This is a genomic window from Brucella rhizosphaerae (genome assembly GCF_002252475.1).
Taxonomy (GTDB): Bacteria; Pseudomonadota; Alphaproteobacteria; order Rhizobiales; family Rhizobiaceae; genus Brucella; species Brucella rhizosphaerae.
Genome location: NZ_NNRK01000017.1, coordinates 337,960 through 361,813, shown reverse-complemented (window position 1 = coordinate 361,813; position 23,854 = coordinate 337,960). Strand labels below are relative to the sequence as shown.

Here is a 23,854-nt window from a genome sequence, read left to right as displayed (position 1 = left end):
AGAGCGCCTCCGAAAATGCTGCGGCAAGCCGATGTAACCGGCTTGCCGTATTAGTTACTACTCAACAGTTACGTCGGTCAGACGCAGACGGCTGTCTGGAACGGGAACGAAATTCTTCACGCGCTTGTTGACGCCGAAGATTGCCTTCAGGTTGTACAATGGCATTTCCAGAGCCCGGTCAGCTGCGTAATGTGCGATTTCCTGAAGCAACTTTTCACGCTCGCCACGGTCGAGAACCGAACGCTGTGCTTCCAGCATCTTGTCGAGCTTTTCGTCCTTATCGTACGGGTTCCACTTTTCGCCCGAATGATACATCGAGTAAGCAGTGTTATCGTAATCGAAGGTCCAGCCGCCCCAGGCCTGCTGGAACATTGCGCCGGTCTTGCCCTGCGGAATGATGTCGTTGAGCAGAACGTTGGTGTCATAAGGCTTGATGGTCGCATTGATGCCAACCATCTGCAGGAAGCTTGCGACTGCCTGTGCAACTTCGTTGAAGCTTGCATCCTGACCACGCACGTCAATCTGCACTGTCGCGCCCGGCTGCACGCCTGCTTCTTCCAGCAATTTCTTTGCCTGTTCCGGATCGTAAGGCAGCGGCTTCATGTCTGGATCAAAACCAAACGAAAGCGAACCCTGGAAACTCGCAATGGCTTCAGCCTGTCCTGCGAGGATCGACTGAATGATCGCATCGCGATCCACAGCCATGATGAGCGCCTTGCGGACGCGTTCATCCTTGGTGATACCATCAGCAGTGTTGAAACGCAGAGCGTAAACTGTTGGACCCGAGGTGGTTAGGAGTTCCAGCTTCGGATCGCCTTCAATCGTTGGTATCATGCCAATTGGAATTGTTGGCGGAATAACGAGATCAACGCGGCCAGCCTGCAGTTCGGCGACAGCAGTCGATGGCTCCGTGATGAAGCGATATTCAACTTTCGACAGCTTAGGTGCGCCGCCCCAATGGTCAGCGAAAGCTTCGAGCTTGATGTTTACCTTCGGCTCATAAGAAACGAACTTGAATGGGCCAGTACCAACTGGATGCGTATTGAAATAGTCATCACCCTTTTCGGTGATATATTTCGGCGGAACGATCATCGCGCCATAACCGGCGAGCTTGGTGATCAGGACCGGATCAGGTGTCTTTAAGTGGAAGTCGACAGTCTTGTCGTCGATAACTTCAACCTTTTCGATTGCGAGATAGTTGGAGCGCTGCGGACCTTTCGCGCCATCATCACCGAGCAAACGCTCAAAGGTGAATTTCACAGCTTCTGCATTGAATGGCTCGCCATCATGAAACTTTACACCTTCACGCAAGGTGAAGCGAATGCGCTTGCCTTCGTCGAGCTCTTCCCATGAAGTTGCCAAACCCGGTACGATTTTCAGGTCAGGACCGCGATAAACCAGACCGTCGAAAATATTGGTGGCAACCGACGCCCAGTTAACGAGAAACGTATCAATAGGATCCCAGCTGCCCGGGTCCTGCGGCGATGAAATGGTCAGTTTGCCAGCGGCGAAAGCCGGAGCAGACGCAAACACAGCCGCTGACAGAGCGGAAGCCAGCAGAGCGGCTTTCAGTGTTTTCTTTATCATTATTTTTCCCCTTTGGGTTTGATGGAGCATTTCCGGCAAAAATTTGAAGAGGTTTGCGTGGGATAATGCGACGAAAGTATTTTGGTTGGTCAGGCGCTTTCGGCGACGAAATGCCCGGACGCAACCTCGCGATGATTATAGATTGTCGGCTTGTCATCGATACGACGCGTGGTGCTTGGAATTTCGCCTTCCAATGCAGCGCGCTCAGTCCGAACCGAGGGATCGGCAACAGGAACAGCCGACAACAGACGCTGCGTATAAGGATGCGATGGTGTCTCGAAAACCTGCCTGCGCGAACCGAGTTCCATGATTTGTCCCAGATACAGAACAGCAACGCGGTGGCTCATTTTTTCGACCACAGCCATGTCATGGCTGATGAAGAGATAGGCCAGTCCATGTTCTTTCTGCAGGTCCATGAACAGATTGATGACCTGAGCCTGAATGGAAACGTCGAGTGCGGACAGCGCTTCGTCGGCGATGATCAGTTTGGGCTTCGAGGCCAGAGCACGCGCAATACAGATGCGCTGACGTTGTCCACCAGAGAACTCATGCGGGTAACGCGATGCATATTCTGATCCGAGACCTACGCGCTCAAGCAATTCGTGCACGCGTGCATTAATGGCCTTGCTGTTATCGAGAAGGCCGTGAGTACGGATGGGCTCGGCGATTGAAAATCCGACTGTCTTGCGCGGATCGAGAGATGCGAACGGGTCCTGAAAAATATACTGAACTTCACGGCGCATTGCATAGCGCTCGGAAGAGCTCATCTGAGAATAGGCTTTTCCGTTAAAACGGATATCACCAGCCAGCGGCGACTGAAGCTGCTGGATCGTGCGCCCAATGGTCGACTTGCCTGAACCGGACTCGCCAACGAGCGCCAGCGTTTCGCCGGGATAGATATCGAAACTCACTTTCGATACGGCGTTGCAGACATGGGTGGTTTTACCGAAAAGGTTCTTCTTGATCGGAAAGCGCACATAAAGATCGTCAACAGCCAATAGCGGCTTGTCGCTATAGCTCGCCGTATCCTGAATGCGTTCCTCGCCAGAAAGAACAGGAATGCCATCACGCATCATCATGACTGGCATGCGCTTCGGGAAGGCTTCGCCTGTCATGCTGCCAAGCTTGGGAACGGCAGACAGAAGTGTCTGTGTGTAAGGGTGCTGAGGTGCTTCAAAGATACGGCCCACCGGCCCCTCTTCGACCTTATTGCCTTTCCACATCACGACGACATCATCGGCCATTTCTGCCACCACGCCCATGTCGTGCGTGATGAAAATGACAGCCATTTCAAGCTCTTTCTGCAAGTCCTTAATAATATGCAGAATCTGCGCCTGAATGGTCACGTCAAGCGCCGTTGTCGGCTCATCGGCGATCAGAAGCTTAGGACGACATGCAAGTGCCATCGCAATCATTACGCGCTGGCGCATACCGCCTGAAAGCTGATGCGGATAGCGCTTGAGCAGCCCTTCCGCATCAGGCAACCGCACCATTTCCAGCAATCGTTTGCTTTCGGCCAGAGACGCGCTCTTCGACGTGCCTTCATGCAGCATCAGCACTTCGCAAAGCTGATTGCCGATAGTGAAGACCGGATTGAGCGATGTCATCGGCTCCTGAAAGATCATCGCAATGTCTTTGCCGCGGATACCGCGCATGGCTTTCTGATCGGCTTTCAGAAGGTCCCGTTCGCCATCAGGCCCATTGAAAAGAATGCGCCCGGCAGGAAATTTTGCGCCGCTCATGTCGGCGAGCCGCATGATCGAGAGAGACGTGATCGACTTGCCCGAACCCGATTCACCCACAACTGCCAAAGTGCGTCCGGGCGCGACAGAAAAGCTGAGATCGTCGACCACTCGACTGGAGCCGAATTCGACACTGAGGCCCTCGACCGTCAGCAGAGGTTTTGAAACAGATAAGTTCAACTCGGTTCCGTTCAAAAGCGTAACTCTCTTATAACGTGATGGCAGACCGTGTGGCCTGATTGAATGCACCGGACATGAAACGCAACAGCGCTGCCACTTCAGACAAGGTCTCTTCCGATGGACGAGCATTCGCTGTGGAATCGACGAGGAGACGTTCGCGGATTTGCGCATAGCGGGCGCAGGCTTCCGCACCCTTCTCCGTGATCTTGACCGTCTTTTCCTTGGATGCCTTGCCGGTTGTCAGCAGCCCGGCCTTTTCCAGCTTACGGATAGCGTAAGTTGCGATGTGCGTGTCTTCGATATCCAGCACAAGGCAGATATCTGCGAGCTTCTTCTCGCGTCCGCGATGGCGGATCGAATGCAGGATCAGCACTTCAATGGGAGAAAGCCCTGGCAAACCCGCTGCCGCCATGCAGCGAACCATCCAGCGTGAGAAAGCATGTGATGCCAGAATAAGGCCATATTCTACCTCGGACATACCGGGAGAGCCGCCTTCGGCGAGATGGGCAGACGAAACAATAGGACCGAGAGAAGCAACAGAACGCAGATGCTTTGGCAGAGAAACTTCATCGAAGCCCTGCTCTGGCATTTCTGCCGCTATTTCCGAGTCTCTCTTATTCCCCATTATTGCTGCTCCCTTATTTATGTGAATTTTATGTCACCATCTTATCGACATTTTGTCAATAAAGTGGGAGTATGAAATTCTGAAAAGATTTAGAAATACACTATCTTCATGCACGAGGGAGCCTAGAATGAGCGGAACGGGAAGCGGGGTGTGGGACTTCTGGATCGACCGTGGCGGCACATTCACCGACGTCATTGGACGCGACCCGCAGGGCACTCTTCATGCACGCAAGGTTCTCTCCGAAAATCCATCAGCCTATAAGGATGCAGCCGTTCACGGCATCCGTTTGCATCTTGGTCTCGCAACCGGTGAGCCAGTGCCTGCCGGGCTGATTGGCGAAGTGCGCATGGGAACGACCGTTGCGACTAATGCGCTGCTGGAGCGCAAGGGCGAACGGCTGGCGCTTATCACAACCAAGGGCTTTCGTGACGCTCTGCGCATCGGTTATCAGGAACGCAAAAACATCTTTGCGACCGAAATCATCAAGCCTGAGGCACTCTATGACAGTGTGACCGAGCTAAATGAACGCGTTCGTGCAGATGGCACAGTCGAGAATGCGCTCGATCCTGCTGAGGCTGAAGCTGTTCTGCAATCTCTTAAAGAACAGGGCTATAAGTCGATTGCAATTGCGCTCATGCATGCCTACAAGTTTCCGGCGCATGAGGCTGAAATCGCTCGCATTGCCCGCGAGATTGGTTTTGAACAAGTATCTGTCAGCCACGAAGTCTCGCCGCTTATCAAGCTGGTCGGGCGTGGCGATACCACCGTGGTAGACGCTTATCTTTCACCTGTTCTTCGTCGCTATGTGGCACAGGTTTCCAATGAACTCGACGTTGAACGCACCGGCGCCCGCGTCATGTTCATGATGTCGTCGGGCGGCCTTACCGCTGCCGATCTGTTTCAGGGCAAGGATGCAATTCTGTCCGGTCCGGCCGGCGGTGTTGTTGGCCTTGCTCGTACCGGCGAGACGGCTGGTTTCGGACAGGTCATCGGCTTTGATATGGGCGGCACGTCTACCGACGTCGCCCATTTTGATGGCGAATATGAACGCGCCTTCGAAACAGAAGTCGCAGGCGTGCGCGTCCGCGCTCCGATGATGCTGATTCATACGGTTGCAGCTGGCGGCGGATCGATCCTGCATTATGACGCGGGACGCTTCCGCGTTGGACCAGATTCGGCTGGTGCGAACCCCGGCCCCGCTTGCTATCGCAACGGTGGACCGCTTGCTGTAACAGATGCCAATGTCATGCTCGGTAAACTGATCCCGGATTATTTCCCGGCGATTTTTGGACCTGAACAGAATCAGCCGCTCGATGTCGAACGGGTGCGTGAGCTGTTCACGACCTTGGCCGCTGAAATTGGCGACGGTCGTTCACCGGAGGCTGTTGCAGATGGTTTTATCCGCATTGCAGTGGCCAATATGGTCGAGGCGATCAAGAAAATCTCCGTGCAACGCGGCTATGATGTCACCCGTTATGCGTTGAGCTGCTTTGGTGGTGCTGGCGGCCAGCATGCCTGCCTCGTGGCCGACGCACTTGGCATGAAGAATATTCTTCTTCATCCAATGTCGGGTCTGCTTTCGGCATACGGCATGGGCTTGGCAGATATTCGTGCAACCCGTCAAAAGGCGCTTGGCGTATCGCTGGATGCTTCCGCACCCGCAGCGCTCAATACGCTTGGCGAAGAACTGGCACAGGAATGTGTGGCGGAACTCACGACACAAGGCATCGAAACCGATGCCATCAAGCGGCATCTGCGCGCGCATATCCGCTATGCCGGTACGGATACAGTTCTCTCTATTGAAGCCACTTTCCCTGCTGAAGATAACGCCGAACGTTTGCGTTCTGAGTTTGAAATCGCCCATAAGCGTCGTTTTGGCTTCATAGCTGAAAATAAGGCATTGGTCATCGATGCCGTTGAAGTCGAAGCAGTTGGCGGTGGTGCGGGCGAAACGGAAACGAGCCTGCCTCTCGAAAGCGATCTGGAAGCAGAAACCGCGAAGCGCTCGCGCTTCTTCTCGCATGGCGAATTCCATGAAGCAGGCGTTGTTCTTCGCGAGAAGATCCAGCGTGGCCAGACTGTTACCGGCCCTGCGATCATCATCGAAAAGAACCAGACGATTGTGATTGAAGATGGCTGGCAGGCACGCCTGACCCAGCACGATCATGTCGTTCTGACACGTATCAAGGCGCTCCCTCTGCGCACTGCGATTGGTACAGAAGCCGATCCGGTCATGCTTGAGATTTTCAACAATCTCTTCATGTCGATTGCTGAACAGATGGGCGTAACGCTCCAGAACACGGCTTATTCGGTCAACATCAAGGAACGTCTTGATTTCTCCTGCGCCGTGTTCGATGCAGAAGGCAATCTGGTCGCTAACGCGCCGCATATGCCAGTGCATCTTGGCTCCATGGACGCATCGGTTGCAACGGCTATCCGCGAGAACAGGGATATCAAGCCGGGTGACGTATTCCTGATCAACGCGCCTTACAATGGCGGTACGCATCTTCCCGATCTGACCGTCTGCACGCCGGTGTTCGACGATGAAAATCGTGAAATTCGGTTCTGGGTTGCCAGCCGTGGTCACCATGCCGACATCGGTGGTATTGCGCCCGGTTCAATGTCGCCGCTGGCAGTTAATATTGAGCAGGAAGGCGTCTATATCGACAACTTCAAGCTGGTTGATCGCGGCACTTTCAGCGAAGATGCTCTGTCAACACTTCTGACAGGCGCCACCTACCCTGTGCGCAACCTCACGCAGAACGTCAACGATTTGAAAGCGCAGATTGCTGCCAATGAAAAGGGCGTGGCTGAGCTTAAAAAGATCATTGACCTCTTTGGCGAAGATGTCGTCAAAGCGTATATGGGCCATGTTCAGGACAATGCGGCTGAAAGTGTGCGCCGCGTACTCGATAAGCTACCAGACGGTCATTTCACATACGAAATGGATCAGGGTTGCCAGATCGAAGTTCGCGTCACAATCGATCGCGATAAGCGCGAAGCAACGGTCGATTTCACAGGCACCTCAGAGCAGCGTCCGGACAACTTCAATGCGCCAGAACCCGTAACACGCGCCGCGGTACTTTACGTGTTCCGTGTGCTTGTTGAGGGCGACATTCCGATGAATGCCGGTTGCCTGCGTCCGATCAGGATTATCGTTCCGCAAGGCTCGATGCTTTCGCCGCGTTTCCCGGCAGCAGTTGTTGCAGGCAATGTGGAAGTCAGTCAGGCCGTTACCAACTGTCTGTTTGGTGCGACGAAGGCAATGGCGGCAGCGCAAGGCACCATGAACAATCTGACATTCGGTAATGACGAGTATCAGTATTATGAAACCATCTGCTCGGGTGCTCCCGCTGGTCCGGGCTTCAATGGTGCCGATGCGGTTCATACGCATATGACCAATTCACGCCTCACCGATCCGGAAATTCTGGAAACACGCTTCCCGGTACTGCTTGAAGACTTCCATGTCCGTGAAGGCTCTGGCGGTAAGGGAAAATGGCATGCAGGCGATGGCACAAAGCGCACGATCCGCGCGCTTAAGACACTCGACTTCGCCATCCTGTCCGGTCACCGCCGCGTGGCGCCTTTTGGTCTGGAGGGCGGCGAACCCGGCCAAACCGGACGCAATGAAGTGCGTCGTAAAGATGGCTCTGTTGAAGTGCTTGGCAATTGCGATCAGACAGTACTCGAACCGGGCGAAGCCTTTACTGTGATAACGCCAACCGGCGGCGGTTTTGGTAAAGCCTGATTACTGAGGCAGTTCTACACATATAGCGCCGCCGAAAGGCGGCGTTTTTCATTGTGGTTTAGAACCAGAAATTGCCAAATACCGATATACGGATTCAGATTGCCGTAATTGATAATAAAATAGAAATAATTTCTTCAAGTGAGGCTAAGGCTGTGGTTTTCGACGCTTCATTAGAATGAAATTCCTGTATTTTACGTCTCACCGAATAATTTTACAGGTAGCCTCAAAATGAAGTTCGCAAAAATCCTTGCCACTGTGGGTGTTCTCCAGGCAGCTTTACTCTCTACCGCTCTGGCCGGTGAGAACCTCGATGCCATCAAATCGGCAGGCGTGCTCAAGATCGGCACAGAAGGCACCTATGCGCCATTCACTTTCCACGACAAGGAAAACAAACTTGTCGGTTTTGACGTGGAAATCGGTGAAGCTGTGGCTCAGAAGCTCGGCGTGAAGCCAGAATTCGTTGAAGGCAAGTGGGACGGTCTTATCGCCGGTCTCGACGTCAAGCGCTATGATGCGGTCATCAACCAGGTTGGTATCACTGAAGAACGCCAGAAGAAGTTCGCCTTCTCAAACCCATATATCGTTTCTAAGGTCGTTCTTATCGTCAATGACAAGGACGATACGATCAAGGATTTTGCCGACCTCAAAGACAAGAAGTCTGCTCAGTCTCTGACCAGTAATTATGGCCGTATTGCCAAGGAAGCCGGTGCAGAACTGGTTGCAACCGATGGCTTCGATCAGTCGATCCAGCTGGTTCTGACAGGTCGTGCTGACGCAACACTCAATGACAGCCTTTCCTACCTTGATTTCAAGAAGCATCAGCCAAACGCACCTGTGAAGGTTGTTGCTGAAAAGGAAAATGCGGATGCTTCAGGCATCATCGTTCGCAAGGGTGATGACGACCTGGTAGCTGCAATCAACAAAGCTCTGGATGAAATCAAGGCTGACGGCACTTACGACAAGATTTCGCAGAAATATTTCGGTCAGGATGTTTCCAAGTAATCTGGGACTCAGTTAAGTTTCGGATTATTGCGATTAGAGTATTTCCAGCAAAAGTGCGTAGCGGTTTTGCGTAGAATAATACGAAAAAGCAAATGTTCAGAGCGTTTCTCCTGTTTGAATCAAATTAAGAAACGCACTAAGGGAGCCGGGACATGTTTCCGGCTTCCTTTTGTTGTGCCTATATACCATTCCTAAGCGCATCTATTTCTGGAATCTCCCATTTTAAGGACAGAACACGTGCCCGATTGGCTTCAACTCATGGCGGATTCCTTGCCCACCCTGCTTTGGGCCGGGCTGATGTTCACCATCCCTTTGACAATTCTGTCCTTCATTTTTGGACTGTCCCTCGGACTTCTCACTGCGCTGGTACGCCTGTTCTCGCCAGTATCGGTTTCGCTCATCGCGCGTTTCTACGTGTGGATTTTCCGCGGCACGCCGATGCTGGTGCAGTTGTTCGTAATCTTCTACGGCTTACCGAGCGCGGGCATTTATCTCGATGCCTTCACGGCCGCGGTCATTGGCTTTTCGCTCAATGTCGGCGCCTACAGCTCCGAAGTCATTCGCGCTGTCATTTCCTCAGTGCCAAAAGGACAATGGGAAGCTGCCTATTCGATTGGTATGAGCTGGCGTCAGGCACTGATCCGCACGATCCTGCCACAGGCCACCCGCACCGCTGTACCGCCGCTATCGAACACTTTTATCTCGCTGGTAAAAGACACCTCGCTTGCCGCAGCAATTACGGTGCCAGAGCTTTTCCAGTCCGCACAGCGCATTGTGGCAACCACCTATGAGCCGTTGATTCTCTATATCGAAGCCGCGCTGATTTATCTTGCGCTCAGCACAGTCCTGTCCCATCTTCAGGCCCGGCTCGAAAAGCGCTTCAGACGCTATGGCGGAACATTGGAGACTAACGCATGATCGAGCTCAAAAATATCGTAAAAAGCTTCGATAACGTTGTTATCCTCAATGATATCAATGTGAAGATCGCCGAAGGCACAGTTACGGCACTTGTCGGCCCATCGGGTGGTGGCAAGAGCACCTTGCTTCGTTGCATTAATCTGCTCGAGATTCCAACTTCCGGCACATTGGTTCTTGGTGGTCAAAGCATCACTCTTGATCCGGGCCGGAAACCGAGTTGGCAGGCAATCCAATCGATCCGCCGCCAGACCGGCATGGTGTTTCAGAATTTCCAGCTCTTCCCACACCAGACAGCCATCCAGAACGTAATGGAAGGCCTCATTACAGTCCTGAAATGGCCAAAGGCAAAGGCACAAGAACGGGCAATGGAACTGTTGACAAAGGTCGGAATGGCCCACAAGGCCGATGCTTGGCCTGCTACCCTTTCCGGCGGACAGCAACAGCGTATCGCCATAGCGCGCGCGCTCGCACCTTCACCGCGCGTACTTCTGTGTGACGAGCCGACATCGGCACTTGATCCAGAATTGGCATCTGAAGTTGTAGATGTGTTGAGCAAGCTCGCCAAGGAGGGCACGACAATGGTCATAGCAACGCATGATTTACGCCTTGCTTCCAAGATCGCGCAGAATGTCGTGTTTCTGGAGTCGGGCAATATTATCGAAACGGGCAGTGCGCACGACGTGTTCGTCACTCCGGCACGCGAACGCACCAAGCAGTTCGTGGCCACGATCAACGCGGCACATAGCTACGATATCTAGAGCGCGCTCCGAAAAGTGTGAAACTATACTCGGATAAGATGCGCGTTAAAACAAAACCAGGGGCTTTTGCGACCAACGAAAGCCCTTGGTCATATGGTCCTTAATAAAATCATTAGTAGTTTTATCAATTTTCCAATGACAGTTCCCTGCCTGCCCCTTGGTAAATGCCCAAAGCGCTGTTACATTAAGGGCAACGTAAAAATTGAAGCGCCTTGCTTGCGTCCTTTCAGGTTCGCGCGGCGCCATAAGGATAAAAACCTTGAAGAACCCCGAGGAGCGCCCTGCAGGAATGGCGCAACAAGGGGCGTCCGGTGGACAGACGGGCAATCTACAGACCCGGAATCCGCCCGAGAACGGCAAGCGCAAACCGCGCAAGGAAGCCGTTTCAGAAGTCGGCAAGGCACCCAATGCCTCCGATTCAGGACGCTCAGATACGGAAAGCAAGGGCTCGCAAAGCCAGCGCAAGCGTGCACGCCGTCGCAATCGTGGGAAAGTTTCTCGCGGTGCGGAGGCGCTTACGCAAAAACCAGCCGTTGCTGAAATTCCTGTGGCTGATGCCAAATCTGCCGATGGCAAGCCAGCCGGAAAGATATCGAATCGCCGTCGCCGCGCCCGCAAGAAAAAGCAGGCCCGACAGCAGAGTGGCGTGCCTTCACACCCGGACAATGTAGCGAAGGCCCAAAATGCCACTCCCCGTTCGGACGGCGCTCAGGGACAATCACAGCAACCCAAGCGTAGCCATAGTGGAACGCATCATCCGCGCAGCAATCTCCAGGAAGCACCGCTATATGCGGCGCTGGATCTTGGCACCAACAATTGTCGCCTGCTGATCGCGTCGCCCACACGTCCGGGGCAGTTCCGCGTGGTGGATGCATTTTCGCGTATTGTGCGCCTCGGTGAAGGCCTCAGCGCATCCGGGCGCTTAAGCGAACACGCTATGCAACGTGCAATTGATGCGCTCAAAATCTGCCGCGACAAGCTTGCCGCCCGCAAGATCAGGCGCGCGCGCCTGATCGCAACAGAAGCTTGCCGCTCTGCCGCCAATGGCGAAGAGTTTCTCGCCCGTGTCCTTGAAGAAACAGGGCTTGAGCTGGAAATTGTCGACCGCCAGACAGAAGCACGCCTTGCTGTTTCAGGTTGTGGAACGCTCGTAACACGTGAGACCGATGCGGTTGTACTTTTCGATATTGGTGGCGGGTCGTCAGAAATCGCGCTGATTGACGTATCCCAACGCCGTTCGCCGCGTCTGGCTGAGCATATTACCGCGTGGACTTCCTTGCCTGTCGGTGTTGTGACATTGGCCGAACGCTTCGGCGGACGTAACGTCACACAGGAAAGCTTCGACGCCATGGTCGGCCATGTCACGGAACTGCTTTCCGGTTTTTCCGAGCGTAACTGTCTCGGTCAACTCGCAGCAAGTTCACGTTTTCATCTGCTTGGCACATCGGGTACAGTCACCACACTCGCTGGCATTCATCTCGGACTGGAGCGCTATGATCGACGTCGCGTCGATGGTATGTGGATGGGATCAGACGAGGTGACACAGATGACAAGCCGTCTCCTATCATGGGATTTTGACGCGCGGGTTGCTAATCCTTGTATTGGTGCAGACCGAGCCGATCTCGTGCTTGCGGGTTGTGCTATTCTCGATGCTATACGTAATGTCTGGCCGAGTGAAAAACTTCTTGTTGCTGATCGCGGTCTGCGCGAGGGCATATTGACCGAACTCATGTCGCGTGACGGTGCCTGGCGCCATAACCGCGCCCAAACCGTCAAAACTGGCGGTAAAACAGACCTAAGAAACAGGCATTGAAGATGAGCAAAGCAGGCGGAAACAAAGGCGGCACGAAAACCGGTGGACGCGGCGGTGCTGGCACAAGCAATCTTCGCGTTCGTGTGAAGAAAAAAGCGGGCACGATCAAGGAATCCTCACGTCGCTGGCTGGAACGTCATCTGAACGACCCATATGTGCACAAGTCGAGGAAAGACGGCTATCGCTCGCGCGCGGCTTATAAGCTGATTGAAATCAATGATCGTTATGACCTTCTCAAAAAAGGCCAGAAAATCATTGATCTGGGCGCCGCACCTGGTGGTTGGTCGCAGATTGCAGCCAAGATTGTCGGTTCAACAGATGAAAAACCGCAAGTGGTTGGGATCGACTATTTGCATGTTGATCCGCTGCCCGGCGTCATTCTTCTGGAAATGGACTTTCTCGACGATGCAGCCCCTGAGAAGCTGATGGAAGCACTCGGAGACAAGCCTGATCTGGTGATTTCAGACATGGCGGCACCGACAACCGGCCACCGCCGTACAGACCATTTGCGCACGGTGCATCTTTGTGAAGTGGCGGCCGACTTTGCAGTATCCGTACTGAAACCAGGTGGTCACTTCCTCACCAAGACCTTTCAGGGCGGCACGGAAACCGACCTGTTGGCCATGCTGAAGCAGAAGTTCCGTTCTGTTCATCACATCAAGCCGCCAGCATCACGTGCTGAATCTGTCGAACTCTATCTGCTGGCTCGCGACTTTAAAGGTTGAGCATAAGTTTTCATAAGACGATGAAATGGCGGTCTTCTCGACCGCCTTTTTATTTGCCGTTGGCAGAGTCTGTAGCCTCCAGGGCTGCACGCTCTTTGCTCTTGGATTTGATGGTTGCGGGACCAGAAAGCTCACGGCCTGCATCTGGTGCCAGTTTTGCAAACCAGAAAAAGGCTGTTGCGGAAACTGCTGCGACTACGAAGAAACCAACATGGAAATCTGCAAGCTGTAGCGGAGCTCCTCGTAAAGCCATACTGATTTCAAGAATCCCACCAGCCATCGCGACACCAAGTGCAATAGATACCTGCTGCGCGACAGCTGTAATCGGTGTTGCCTGGCTTGTCTTTGCATCCGGAATTTCTGCAAAAGCCAATGCATTGACGCCGGTAAAGAACATTGATCGGAAAAATCCGCCAATCAGCAAAAAGCCGATGATGAAGCCATAAGGTGTTTCAGGAAAGAAAAGACCATTTGCTGCGATAAATGCAGCAGAAATCAGCGAACCATACATCAGTGTTCTGCGGAAACCAAAGTAGCTGAAGACGCGCTTGGCCCCAAACTTCATGCTGATAGCACCAATGGCGGAAACGAATGTCATCATACCTGATTGAAACGGTGACATGCCGAAGCCAAGCTGGAACATCAAAGGCAGCAAAAACGGAATAGCGCCGATACCCAGTCTAAATACGCTGCCGCCGAACACGGCAGAACGGAAAACCTGATTATCGAAGAGTTTCAGATTGAGCAATGGGTCGCTAACGCGACGGGCATGCAAGATGTAAAGCACTGAACAGACCAGCCCAACGGCTAAAGTCGCAACACCGATCACCGGTGGCAGCGCTGGAAGGCTTACAACTGATAGGCCGAACACCACGCCCGACATCGCGATGCCGGACAAGAAGAAGCCCGGCCAGTCGAGAGGCTTGATGATCCGTTCGTCATTGTCGGGCAAAAATCGGGTCGCAAACCATATCCCGATCACCCCTATGGGCACATTGATCAGGAAAATCCAATGCCATGAGAAGAAAGTAGTTATGAAGCCGCCAACAGGGGGCCCGACCAACGGTCCGACCATCGCGGGAATTGTCAACCACGCCATGGCGGAAACAAGTTCGCTTCTGGGTGTCGAACGTATGAGAACCAACCGCCCGACGGGCGTCATCATCGCGCCGCCCATCCCTTGCAGGAACCGCGCAACAACGAAAGCAGCAAGCGAATTGGAAGCGGCACAGGCAAGCGAGCCAACAACGAAAATTGCGATCGCGGCCCGGAAGACATTCTTGGCACCGAATCGGTCTGCCATCCATCCGCTTACTGGAATAAAAACCGCAAGAGAGACGAGATATGCCGTCAATGCGAGTTTTAATGCAATCGGGCTCGTTCCGATATCAGCAGCAATTGCTGGCAGCGATGTCGAAATAACGTTCGAGTCCATTTGCTCCATGAAAAGAGCAATTGCGAGTACGAGTGGAACGATCCGGTTCAAGATGAAAATCCGAATAAAAGCAGAGAATTAAGGACGACTTTGTCAGTCATTCATCACTGATGTTTTATGTAGCGTCTCTATAGAATTTGCCAGTTAATTTCGCGTCACAATGCGGTGACTGACTTATAGATGAACCAATTGCGCGGACTTTGGTATTTTCTCACGGCCTGTTACAGTCGTTCACATTTATGTAAAATGGGTTGCGCTAGGCGTAACAGGCTGTTACATTTTGTTACAGTTCTCGAGCTTTAGAATCCGATGTGGAGGCGTCGCGGTTCAAGGAGGTAGAAAAATGAGCGATATTACTAGAACAGCGATCGTCTACGGAATGATGATCATTTCGCTGAATACCGCACTGGCAATCGGTCTTCTTGGGTTGGACTTCCTGCGTTAGACGCGGCATCCGCACTATAGAATTTTGCCCTCCAGGCAAGCATGAAAAAGGGTGTTCCTATTTTTGGGAGCACCCTTTTCATTTTCTGAAAGGGGCCGTTCAATATTGAAGCTGGCCAGTCAGAAACTCACTGAGATTCCATCACCCAATTTGCATCGGAATGTTTTGATGTTCATTACCAGATCAAACGTCTTGGGCAAGATTGTTTGCATGGTAACAACCACTGTGTCGTCAGGCATCACAACGTAACGTGTAAAAACGATGAGCGGCGTATAATCCTCAGCGATGACGAAATTGGTGCTTGTAAAGACGATCTGATTGTCTGTGGCTGGTAAGCTAAGCTTTGACCAGACAATCGGTGACTGCAAAATGCCAGACGATTGAAGCGTGAACCCAGATATTTGCCTGCACGCATTCAGATTGAGTTTTGATATTCCCTTATCCGCGAATGCTGAGTGTTCTTTCAGCGCCTGATAACTTGCCCCACTTTCCGCATGGGCAGTACTCGCGATGCCAGTAGCCACCATTGCCCACACGAGAAATCGCCAAGCAATGATGAAAATGTCTCTCTCTTCGCCAACCATGGACTGAAGGCTAAGCTACCTTCCGTATAAAACCAGTCCAAAAGACGGATCGTAATTAATTGCCCCTACAAAATACGGGCCTGGCTCTCAGGATCAAAAAACACCGACTTGTCCAGATTGAAAGCAAGCTGCGACCTTTGTCCTGCAACGATGCGCGCATCTGCACGCAATCGTGCAACAACCTGCTTGCCGCCAATACGCGTTACGGCAAATGTGTCCGAGCCGGCAGGCTCCACAACGTCAATCAGGCACTCGCCTTCGACCACCGAATGGGCATTTCGATCTGCGCCATCAGGATCAGTCAGCGCTTCAGGTCTGATTCCGAAAATCACTTGCTTGCCCACATATTTACTGAGGCTTTGCGGTGCAGCTTTCAGCGGGAGTTTCAACGTTTCACCCTCACCCTGCTCAAGCACCACCGCAAGCTGAGAACCATTGTTCTCAATGGTCGCATGAAGCAGGTTCATCGCAGGCGAGCCCATGAAATCTGCAACGAACATATTGGTCGGATTGTTGTAGATTTCAGCCGGAGTACCAAATTGCTGCAACATGCCGTCCTTCAGAACAGCTATTTTCGTCGCAAGCGTCATAGCTTCAATCTGATCGTGCGTAACATAGACAATTGTTGTCTTCATGCGATGATGCAGACGCTTTATCTCAGTCCGCATATCAACGCGCAGCTTGGCATCAAGGTTCGATAGCGGCTCATCAAACAGAAAGACTTGCGGATTGCGCACCAGAGCGCGCCCCATTGCTACACGCTGACGCTGTCCACCAGAAAGCTGACTTGGTTTGCGGTCCAGCAGATGGCCGATCTGTAGAATATCCGCGACTTCCTGAATGGCTTTCTCGCGCTCAGGCTTTGGTACCTTACGAATTTCCATGCCGAAAGCGATGTTTCCGCCCACGGTCATGTTCGGATAAAGCGCGTAGGACTGGAACACCATCGCGATATCGCGTTGCGAAGGATGCAAGCCAGAAACGGAGCGGTCATTGATCAGAATATCGCCAGACGTAATCGGCTCAAGACCGGCAATCGTATTCAACAAGGTGGACTTGCCGCAGCCCGAAGGGCCGACGAGTACCAGAAAACCGCCTTCTTCGATCTCTATATTGATATCCTTCAAGACCGAGACGTTGCCGTAGGATTTGTAGAGATCAGTAATTTTCAGAAATGACATGTCAGACTTATCCCTTGACGGCACCGGACATTAGTCCGCGCACGAAGTAGCGCCCGGAAACAATGTAGACGATCAGCGTTGGCAAGGCCGCCAGAATAGCAGCTGCGAAGTGAACGTTATATTCCTTGACGCCTGTGGAGGAGGAAACGAGGTTGTTGAGTGCTACCGTCATAGGTGTTGAATTTGCACCAGAGAACGAAGCACCGAAAAGGAAGTCGTTCCAGATATTGGTGAACTGCCAGATGACCGAGACAACGATAATTGGTCCAGAGGATGGCAACAGAATACGCCAGAAAATCTGGAAGAAGCTTGCCCCATCAATCTGCGCCGCGCGTACCAGTTCGGTTGGAAACGCCTCGTAATAATTACGAAAGTAAAGCGTCGTGAAGCCGATACCATATACGACGTGGACAAGGATCAAGCCCCAGATTGTACCCGCAATACCAAGCATTCCCAGAACGCGCGCCATCGGAATCAGTACAATCTGAAAGGGAATGAAGCACGAGAGCAGCAAAAGACCGAAGAAAATATTCGAGCCGCGAAAGCGCCATTTGGTCAGTACATAACCGTTGAGCGCGCCAATGACCGTAGAAATGGCAACGGCAGGAACGACCATCAGGATCGAATTGATGAAAAACGGTTTAAGGCCCGTGGGCTGCACGCCGATTTGTGCTGTAGACCACGCCGAAAGCCAAGGTTCAATCGTCCATTGCTGCGGCAGGCCCAACATGCCGCCCTGACGAATTTCCTCAAGCGGCTTGAATGAATTCACCAGCATCACATAGAGCGGTAGCAGATAGAAAATTGCGAATAGCATCAGCGCAGAATAAATCAAAGCGCGTGTCAGCTTGCCACTGTTGATGGCATTTTCCTGGGTCTGGGCGCTCATGAACGCGACCCTCCGCGAATTTCCGAATAGAGATAGGGAATAATGATCGAAAATATCATCACAAGCATAATGATTGCTGACGATGCACCGATACCCATCTGATTGCGCGTAAATGTATAAGAATACATGAAGGTTGCAGGCAGTTCTGTCGCTTGTCCGGGTCCGCCACCTGTCAGGGCAATGACAAGGTCATAGGCCTTGATTGCAAGATGTGCGAGCACCACAAAAGCCGAAAGGAACACCGGCCGCATTAATGGAATGATGATACGGCGATAGATAGTTCCGGTCGAAGCGCCGTCGATCTGTGCCGCCTTGATAATCTCATTGTCGACGCCGCGCAGACCAGCAAGAAACATGGCCATGACAAAACCTGACGATTGCCAGACAGCAGCAATCACCAGACAGTAAATTGCCATCGTGTTGCTCTTGATCCAGTTGAAGGTGAAACCTTCCCAGCCCCATAGTCGAACTGTGTGCTCAAGACCGATACCCGGATCTAGAAACCATTTCCATGCCGTACCCGTCACGATGAAGGAAAGCGCCATCGGATAAAGGTAAATCGGACGCAGAAAGCCTTCTCCGCGGATCTTCTGATCGAGCAGGATTGCCAGAAACAAACCGATAACTGAACAGATGATGATGTAGAGCGAAGCGAAAATCGCAAGATTTGTTACCGCACGCCACCAGTGTGGCAATGCCCAGAGCTTTTCATAATTTGACAGGCCAACAAAGCCGTAGGACGGCAACATACGGCTGTTTGTGACAGAAAGAACGCCTGTATAGATAATGAATCCATATACAAAGACGAGAACAATCAAGAAGCTCGGCGCGAGAACCAGCTTGGGCACCAGTTCTTGTAGTCGGCTGTTACGCTGCATCTTTGCGCCATCCTGTTTAAGCTACCGCTTCCTGCTGTCGGCTTGTTTAAGAGCGCATTCCGAAAAGTACAAAATTATTTTCGGATCAGATGTGCGTTAAAACAAGATCTTCAAGCGCAGGTATTGTGGGCGGTTTTAAGCCATTATTTTCAATGAATTATAGCGTATGCAATGAGAGCATCCGGGTGTATCCCGGACACTCCCCAGACGATCTCTGTCTGCTTATTTCGCGCCTTCAACGGCGGTAACCAGTTCCTTGACAGCATCTTCAGAAGAAAGCTGGCCATTGAACTGACGGGTTACGACGTCATAGATCGCATTCTTGACTGAAGCCGGGTTTGCATAGCCGTGAGCCATTGAGCCGAGCATCGTGCCCTTCCCTGCAGCTTCCTTAACGTCGGCGATAGCCTTCTTGCCGCAAGCGTCGAAATCGGTGTCAGGCACATCGGTACGTGCAGGAGCCGAACCTTTGACCACGTTGAAGGCCGACTGGAATGCTGGGCTTTCGATGGCCGAAGCCATTTCGAGCTGTGCAGGCACCTTGTCGTCGGCAACCTTAAACATTGCAAACATGTCGGAGTTGAAGGTTACAGAACCCTGCGTTTCCGGGTAACGCATGCAGACAAAATCTTCGCCCGGCTTCTTGCCAGCCTTGATGAATTCGCCCTTTGCCCAGTCACCCATGAACTGTACGCCAGCCTTGCCTTCGATAACCATTGCCGAAGCAAGGTTCCAGTCACGACCGGAGAAGTTGTCGTCCACATAAGAACGCAGCTTGGTCATGCGGTCGAAGGCTTCCTTCATCTTATCACTACCCAGAGTTTCCGGGTCGAGATCAACGAAAGCCTTTTTGTAGAAGTCAGGACCAAACGACAGCACGACAGCATCAAAAATCGTTGCATCCTGCCACGGCTGACCACCGTGAGCGATTGGGGTAATACCCTGTTCCTTGAACTTGTCGAGGAGCGCTACGAGTTCATCCCAATTGGTTGGCTCTTTGCCGCCAGCCTTATCGAGCGCTGCCTTGTTGATCCACATCCAGTTGGTGGAGTGAACGTTTACAGGCGCTGCAATCCAGTGGCCATCATATTTGGCAAATTCCTGCAAAGGTGCAGGGATAACCTTGTCCCAGCCTTCCTTGCTGGCAACATCATCGAGATTGCCAAGCGCGCCCTGCTCTGCCCAGTCGCGAATATCGAAGCCCAGCATCTGAACAGCTGTCGGAGCGTTTCCTGCCGTAACGCGGGCACGCAGAACGGTCATGGCTTCAGTACCGCCGCCGCCTGCAACTGGCATATCCGTCCAGCTGATGCCCTTGCTTTCAAGGTCCTTCTTCAGAACATCAAGTGCAGCAGCTTCGCCGCCTGCTGTCCACCAGTGCAGAACCTCAACATTCTGCTTGTCCTGCGCATTGGCCACAACCGGTGCCATTGCTGCAATCATTGAACAGGCAGCCGTGCCCATCGCGGCCATTTTAAAAAATTTATGCATATGTCTACCTCCCGTAGAACTCTACAAAACAAAATTTCGTCGGATGCTGTTGTCAGGCATCAGGCCCACACACCCAGAAGAGCGTTCAATCTGCTTTGAGACCTCCATCCCACTCTGTTTCTCGCAGCTCCTCTTGCGATTGACAACGTTGTCTTTTTTGAATGAAAATCATCTGCAAGACAAGATGTGTTCTTAGGATAGGCTCAAATACGGGATATGTGTCAATATGGATGGCGTGAGAAAAATTGCGTCATTCAGTTCGGACATCTGAAAAGTAGGAAAAATTCGCCAAATATCCCAGTGAAATTAAATACTTGGTTCGTTCATCATATTTCTGATGACAAAACTTGGCTCAGTTCGGAAAATCAGCAAAATCCTGCGCTTCTCGCTTTTCAAAGCAGTATAAAATTCCCGTGAACAGACTAGACATTGTCCTCCGGAATGCATAATTTCCGTTCGCTCGCACAATGGTGTGCGGGTTTGTTCTCGGGGCGGGGTGAAACTCCCCACCGGCGGTATGAAGAGTGATCTTCGAGCCCGCGAGCGCCTGTAACGGAAAGCCGATTCGGCTGTTTGTTTCAGGGTCAGCAGATCCGGTGAGATGCCGGAGCCGACGGTTAAAGTCCGGATGGAAGAGAGCGAAAGAACGTTTGGCTGCGCTTGAGTTGGCGTGGCTTGTGTTCCTTTGTGCGCCCTGATTCTAGTTTCGTGAGGAACCTATGAACCAGAGCTATCCGAACAAGACATCCTTCAAAATTGCCTTCATTCAGGCTCGCTGGCATGCGGACATCGTTGACGAAGCACGTAAGAGCTTCATCGCCGAACTCGCCGCCAAAACAGGCACCAACGTGGAAGTTGAAGTTTTCGACGTACCCGGTGCTTATGAAATCCCGCTTCATGCAAAGACACTTGCCAAAACTGGCCGCTATGCTGCCATTGTAGGCGCAGCATTTGTGATCGACGGTGGTATTTATCGCCATGATTTCGTTGCAACTGCGGTCATTAACGGCATGATGCAGGTGCAGCTTGAAACCGAAGTTCCGGTGCTGAGCGTATCGCTCACCCCGCATCATTACCATGACAGCAAAGAGCATCACGACTTCTTCTTCAACCATTTCAAGGTAAAGGGTGTCGAAGCAGCACATGCAGCTTTGCAGATTGTTAGCGAACGCGCCCGTATTGCAGCGCTTGTTTAAATAATGACTGGCCGGCCTCGTATCTGACAGGCCGGCTACTCAAATAAGAATACGCTCAGGATGGGTGTAGACGTCGAAATCTTCACCTCTGACGAGCGCCACAAGCGTCAGATTGGCCTCTTCTGCTGTGCAAATGGCAAGAGCTGTCGGGGCGGAAATAGCTGCAAGCAGCGGCGCTCCGAGAATAACGGCCTTCTGCACCATCTCGACTGATACACGGCTCGTAATGGCCACCAATCCATTATTTGCTGGCCTGTTTGCCCGGGCCAGTGCGCCGATGAGCTTATCGAGCGCATTATGTCTGCCCACATCCTCGCGAACTGCAAAAAGCCCCTCACCCGGCACAAAAAAACCAACGCCATGCACTGCATGCGTCTGCGCATTCAATTGCTGTGCGTTCCCCAAGGCATCCATTGCAGCAACAATTGATCCGGCTTTCAACTGAAAGCCATCGGCCTTGATCGCTGATAATGGACGTATTGCCTGATCAATGGAATCGATCCCGCACAAACCACAACCGACCGGCCCGGCCATAAAGCGGCGGCGTGCAACGAGCATTTCATCCCGCTGATCGACAAGCCGCATCTGAATATCGATGCCTTTGCCAAAGACCTCAATGTTCAGATCTTCAATTTCCGAGATGTGTCCTATGATCCCTTCGGTCAGGCTGAAACCCACCGCAAAGTCTTCGAGGTCATTGGGCGTCGCCATCATGACGGCATGTGTCGTGCCATTATAGCTCATGGCCACTGGCACTTCTTCGGGAACATCACGGCTACTCTCGTGAAAACCTGCTTCACGACGGGCAACGTGCGGAACACGTTGGCTGGTCTTCTGCATCGTCATGTCGGTTTTGCTGCCTGTCATTCCTGCCCCGCCCCCGCAAACATTCCCTTACGCTACACCACTTCGCACTATTGAAGGAAATGTTCTAATTCGAACATATTGAGGTTTGGCTAGCCTTGAAAGTACCAAAGCCGCGCCAATCACCAACTCTCAAACCTTAATCAACCATTTGTTTGTCGTCACCGAGCCCAATGCAACAATGCATGTAAAAGACGGAAAAAATGGCGGTATTTCCTTAGAGACCACTCTAGGAAGAGCGGGAATAGCTCACCAATAAGATGCGGTTAAAGCCAGGCATCAGACCGGTGTTTTAAGAATAAGCCATGAAACCCACCCAGATCAGTGGCGAGACAAGCAGCAATGCGATGCCGAGAGCAACGATGCGCCAGACCGTGCGATCCGTCATAATGAAGGTAGAAGCTAGCAGAATTATAGCTGCGGCAACGGTTATATGCCAATAAACGATCATGACGACGATGATCGCTTCCCACCAGGTAAATGTAATCATGCTGGTTTATTATCCAACACCTGGAGAGCAGACAAGCCACGTGCTGAACACTTGCGGATCAACTCGATAACGAGCTATACCCGCTAACCGGAAATGGGCTCAATTCCAAACGAAATGGCCTTTCAGCGGCTTATATTATAGGTGGAAAAAGATGGATATTCGGCAGATCGACGACAATTACTCAGTCACTGGGCAAATCTCACCGGATGACGTGCGTGATATTGCAGCCGAAGGTTTTCAGACAATCATTTGCAATCGTCCGGACGGCGAAGGCGGCGAAGATCAGCCTGGTTTTGCCGAAGTTGCAAGGGTCGCTGAAAAGGCTGGCATCAAGACCTATTATATTCCAGTTGTCGGCGGTCAGCTGACCCAGGAGAATGTCGATGAAATGGCCTCGGCTCTCGCTGAAGCCGAAGGCCCTATTCTGGGCTATTGCCGCTCCGGCACACGCTCAACGAATATTTACGGTATCGTCCAGAACCAAAAGCGCGGATAAAGAACGACCGCAGACTATGTGGACGGTGTTGCCGCAGAGGCATGTTAACAGTCTTTGCAAACATGGCCATCACCGTCCAGAAACACGTGGGCCAGAAACGCGTGCACCTGCAAAACGCGGATTGGTAAACTTGGTACGGCGAACGTTATGCGCCGAATATTGGCGATAATAGTTCAAGCCTGTACGAATAGTTGTTGCGGCAACACCGGCAGCAACCATCAGCCAACCAACAATCATTGGCCAGTTGAAGCTTTCAATTCCGCTGCTCAGAGCGACGATGACAACACCCGCCCAAAGAACTGCCGCTGTTCGGCGCCAGAAAACGGGGTTGAGTTCATCAAAGACCGCCTTCCACAAAGAGTGCACAAGGCAGGCGAAGAAAACGGCGGCAGCCAAACCAATATTCAGCAACTCGACCGGGAGCCATTGTTGCGTATCCAGCATTGTTTTCATCATCCAAGTCATGCCCGGAGTTTTTAAGACCAGCCCGTATGGCTATCGTGTCTAAATCCGAGACGTTGTTTCCATGTGCCCATTCAGCTTTCGCTTTGTGGCTTCAACGTGGTAGAAGCATGGAAACCCCTTCATAATACAGTCACATATTATTGCGTTCACGCGAAATATCGTGTTGAAATCATTGGGGTATCTGGGTCGCAGTACTCACACCAACCCCTCCAAAGCCTTTGATAGAGCTAGACTTTTTCGATTTATGGAACTTCAGTATCGAACGAGCATTGCCATGTTAAAGTCGCGTTACATAACGACTCTGTAACAATTTGATATTGCAGAACTTCCACTATTGAAGCG

At 52.1% G+C, this 23,854-nt stretch carries 20 protein-coding genes and 1 riboswitch; of the genes, 8 read left to right on the top strand and 12 right to left on the bottom strand.

Features of this window, described 5'->3' with window-relative positions; all coding sequences use genetic code 11:
* Window positions 1–57: 57 nt before the first annotated feature.
* From CEV32_RS03775 to CEV32_RS03765, 3 genes are all read right to left on the bottom strand, one after another.
* The gene (locus CEV32_RS03775; protein WP_094574297.1) at window positions 58–1,587 is read right to left on the bottom strand and encodes an ABC transporter substrate-binding protein; all 1,530 of its coding nucleotides are present in this window, start codon (window positions 1,585–1,587) and stop codon (window positions 58–60) included.
* A gap of 89 nt (window positions 1,588–1,676) precedes the next feature.
* Complete coding sequence (locus CEV32_RS03770) at window positions 1,677–3,524, bottom strand: ABC transporter ATP-binding protein (protein ID WP_094574295.1); 1,848 nt, start codon at window positions 3,522–3,524, stop codon at window positions 1,677–1,679.
* Between the two features lie 13 nt (window positions 3,525–3,537).
* The gene (locus CEV32_RS03765) at window positions 3,538–4,134 is read right to left on the bottom strand and encodes a winged helix DNA-binding protein (RefSeq protein ID WP_167382733.1); all 597 of its coding nucleotides are present in this window, start codon (window positions 4,132–4,134) and stop codon (window positions 3,538–3,540) included.
* Window positions 4,135–4,261: 127 nt separating this feature from the next.
* On the opposite strand from CEV32_RS03765, the gene CEV32_RS03760 reads away from it, so the two are divergent.
* The 6 genes from CEV32_RS03760 to CEV32_RS03730 all read left to right on the top strand — a co-directional run bounded on the left by CEV32_RS03760 (window position 4,262) and on the right by CEV32_RS03730 (window position 13,098).
* The gene (locus CEV32_RS03760; protein ID WP_094574291.1) at window positions 4,262–7,882 is read left to right on the top strand and encodes a hydantoinase B/oxoprolinase family protein; all 3,621 of its coding nucleotides are present in this window, start codon (window positions 4,262–4,264) and stop codon (window positions 7,880–7,882) included.
* A 228-nt stretch (window positions 7,883–8,110) separates the two neighbouring features.
* Window positions 8,111–8,884 carry an amino acid ABC transporter substrate-binding protein gene (locus CEV32_RS03755; RefSeq protein ID WP_094574288.1) on the top strand — a complete coding sequence of 258 codons (774 nt, stop codon included), beginning with the start codon at window positions 8,111–8,113 and terminating at the stop codon, window positions 8,882–8,884.
* A 237-nt stretch (window positions 8,885–9,121) separates the two neighbouring features.
* Window positions 9,122–9,802, top strand: coding sequence for an amino acid ABC transporter permease (locus CEV32_RS03750; RefSeq protein ID WP_094574286.1), 681 nt, complete (start codon window positions 9,122–9,124; stop codon window positions 9,800–9,802).
* Window positions 9,799–10,560 carry an amino acid ABC transporter ATP-binding protein gene (locus CEV32_RS03745; RefSeq protein WP_094574283.1) on the top strand — a complete coding sequence of 254 codons (762 nt, stop codon included), beginning with the start codon at window positions 9,799–9,801 and terminating at the stop codon, window positions 10,558–10,560. The genes CEV32_RS03750 and CEV32_RS03745 overlap by 4 nt, the downstream gene beginning before the upstream one ends.
* 259 nt (window positions 10,561–10,819) lie before the next feature.
* Window positions 10,820–12,373, top strand: coding sequence for a Ppx/GppA phosphatase family protein (locus CEV32_RS03735; protein WP_094574279.1), 1,554 nt, complete (start codon window positions 10,820–10,822; stop codon window positions 12,371–12,373).
* A 2-nt stretch (window positions 12,374–12,375) separates the two neighbouring features.
* Window positions 12,376–13,098, top strand: a complete 723-nt coding sequence (locus CEV32_RS03730) for an RlmE family RNA methyltransferase (protein ID WP_094574277.1) — start codon at window positions 12,376–12,378, stop codon at window positions 13,096–13,098.
* Window positions 13,099–13,147: 49 nt separating this feature from the next.
* Here CEV32_RS03730 and CEV32_RS03725 read toward each other — a convergent pair whose 3' ends face one another.
* From CEV32_RS03725 to CEV32_RS03700, 6 genes are all read right to left on the bottom strand, one after another.
* Complete coding sequence (locus CEV32_RS03725) at window positions 13,148–14,584, bottom strand: MFS transporter (RefSeq protein WP_094574275.1); 1,437 nt, start codon at window positions 14,582–14,584, stop codon at window positions 13,148–13,150.
* A gap of 513 nt (window positions 14,585–15,097) precedes the next feature.
* Window positions 15,098–15,562, bottom strand: a complete 465-nt coding sequence (locus CEV32_RS03720) for a hypothetical protein (RefSeq protein WP_094574273.1) — start codon at window positions 15,560–15,562, stop codon at window positions 15,098–15,100.
* Between the two features lie 65 nt (window positions 15,563–15,627).
* Window positions 15,628–16,743 carry an ABC transporter ATP-binding protein gene (locus tag CEV32_RS03715; RefSeq protein ID WP_094574271.1) on the bottom strand — a complete coding sequence of 372 codons (1,116 nt, stop codon included), beginning with the start codon at window positions 16,741–16,743 and terminating at the stop codon, window positions 15,628–15,630.
* A gap of 7 nt (window positions 16,744–16,750) precedes the next feature.
* A complete protein-coding gene (locus tag CEV32_RS03710) occupies window positions 16,751–17,632 on the bottom strand; it encodes a carbohydrate ABC transporter permease (RefSeq protein ID WP_094574269.1) in 882 nt (293 codons plus the stop codon).
* A complete protein-coding gene (locus tag CEV32_RS03705; RefSeq protein ID WP_024896313.1) occupies window positions 17,629–18,510 on the bottom strand; it encodes a carbohydrate ABC transporter permease in 882 nt (293 codons plus the stop codon). Before CEV32_RS03705 ends, CEV32_RS03710 begins: the two co-directional genes overlap by 4 nt.
* A gap of 222 nt (window positions 18,511–18,732) precedes the next feature.
* Entirely contained in the window at window positions 18,733–20,001 is a 1,269-nt protein-coding gene (locus CEV32_RS03700; RefSeq protein ID WP_094574267.1) for an ABC transporter substrate-binding protein, read from the bottom strand.
* Between the two features lie 478 nt (window positions 20,002–20,479).
* Window positions 20,480–20,645: riboswitch (FMN riboswitch) on the top strand.
* A 75-nt stretch (window positions 20,646–20,720) separates the two neighbouring features.
* Between CEV32_RS03700 and CEV32_RS03695 the strand changes: the two genes are divergently transcribed.
* Window positions 20,721–21,197, top strand: coding sequence for a 6,7-dimethyl-8-ribityllumazine synthase (locus CEV32_RS03695; RefSeq protein ID WP_094574265.1), 477 nt, complete (start codon window positions 20,721–20,723; stop codon window positions 21,195–21,197).
* A 39-nt stretch (window positions 21,198–21,236) separates the two neighbouring features.
* Here CEV32_RS03695 and fdhD read toward each other — a convergent pair whose 3' ends face one another.
* Window positions 21,237–22,043, bottom strand: coding sequence for a formate dehydrogenase accessory sulfurtransferase FdhD (fdhD, locus tag CEV32_RS03690; protein ID WP_094574494.1), 807 nt, complete (start codon window positions 22,041–22,043; stop codon window positions 21,237–21,239).
* A 310-nt stretch (window positions 22,044–22,353) separates the two neighbouring features.
* A complete protein-coding gene (locus CEV32_RS03685; protein ID WP_094574263.1) occupies window positions 22,354–22,551 on the bottom strand; it encodes a hypothetical protein in 198 nt (65 codons plus the stop codon).
* Between the two features lie 151 nt (window positions 22,552–22,702).
* Here CEV32_RS03685 and CEV32_RS03680 point away from each other — a divergent pair, with 151 nt between their 5' ends.
* Window positions 22,703–23,047 (top strand): TIGR01244 family sulfur transferase, encoded by a 345-nt coding sequence (locus CEV32_RS03680; RefSeq protein WP_094574261.1) that lies wholly within the window; start codon window positions 22,703–22,705, stop codon window positions 23,045–23,047.
* Window positions 23,048–23,116: 69 nt separating this feature from the next.
* Here CEV32_RS03680 and CEV32_RS03675 read toward each other — a convergent pair whose 3' ends face one another.
* Complete coding sequence (locus CEV32_RS03675; RefSeq protein ID WP_376857788.1) at window positions 23,117–23,500, bottom strand: hypothetical protein; 384 nt, start codon at window positions 23,498–23,500, stop codon at window positions 23,117–23,119.
* Between the last annotated feature and the right edge of the window lie 354 nt (window positions 23,501–23,854).

What these genes read in the sequence shown, in the direction of transcription:
- CEV32_RS03775 (WP_094574297.1), bottom strand. Translation starts at nt 1,587, where the DNA reads ATGATAAAGAAAACACTGAAAGCCGCTCTGCTGGCTTCCGCTCTGTCA.
- CEV32_RS03765 (WP_167382733.1), bottom strand. Translation starts at nt 4,134, where the DNA reads ATGGGGAATAAGAGAGACTCGGAAATAGCGGCAGAAATGCCAGAGCAG.
- CEV32_RS03760 (WP_094574291.1), top strand. Translation starts at nt 4,262, where the DNA reads ATGAGCGGAACGGGAAGCGGGGTGTGGGACTTCTGGATCGACCGTGGC.
- CEV32_RS03755 (WP_094574288.1), top strand. Translation starts at nt 8,111, where the DNA reads ATGAAGTTCGCAAAAATCCTTGCCACTGTGGGTGTTCTCCAGGCAGCT.
- CEV32_RS03745 (WP_094574283.1), top strand. Translation starts at nt 9,799, where the DNA reads ATGATCGAGCTCAAAAATATCGTAAAAAGCTTCGATAACGTTGTTATC.
- CEV32_RS03730 (WP_094574277.1), top strand. Translation starts at nt 12,376, where the DNA reads ATGAGCAAAGCAGGCGGAAACAAAGGCGGCACGAAAACCGGTGGACGC.
- CEV32_RS03720 (WP_094574273.1), bottom strand. Translation starts at nt 15,562, where the DNA reads ATGGTTGGCGAAGAGAGAGACATTTTCATCATTGCTTGGCGATTTCTC.
- CEV32_RS03715 (WP_094574271.1), bottom strand. Translation starts at nt 16,743, where the DNA reads ATGTCATTTCTGAAAATTACTGATCTCTACAAATCCTACGGCAACGTC.
- CEV32_RS03710 (WP_094574269.1), bottom strand. Translation starts at nt 17,632, where the DNA reads ATGAGCGCCCAGACCCAGGAAAATGCCATCAACAGTGGCAAGCTGACA.
- CEV32_RS03705 (WP_024896313.1), bottom strand. Translation starts at nt 18,510, where the DNA reads ATGCAGCGTAACAGCCGACTACAAGAACTGGTGCCCAAGCTGGTTCTC.
- CEV32_RS03700 (WP_094574267.1), bottom strand. Translation starts at nt 20,001, where the DNA reads ATGCATAAATTTTTTAAAATGGCCGCGATGGGCACGGCTGCCTGTTCA.
- CEV32_RS03695 (WP_094574265.1), top strand. Translation starts at nt 20,721, where the DNA reads ATGAACCAGAGCTATCCGAACAAGACATCCTTCAAAATTGCCTTCATT.
- fdhD (WP_094574494.1), bottom strand. Translation starts at nt 22,043, where the DNA reads ATGACGATGCAGAAGACCAGCCAACGTGTTCCGCACGTTGCCCGTCGT.
- CEV32_RS03685 (WP_094574263.1), bottom strand. Translation starts at nt 22,551, where the DNA reads ATGATTACATTTACCTGGTGGGAAGCGATCATCGTCGTCATGATCGTT.
- CEV32_RS03680 (WP_094574261.1), top strand. Translation starts at nt 22,703, where the DNA reads ATGGATATTCGGCAGATCGACGACAATTACTCAGTCACTGGGCAAATC.
- CEV32_RS03675 (WP_376857788.1), bottom strand. Translation starts at nt 23,500, where the DNA reads ATGAAAACAATGCTGGATACGCAACAATGGCTCCCGGTCGAGTTGCTG.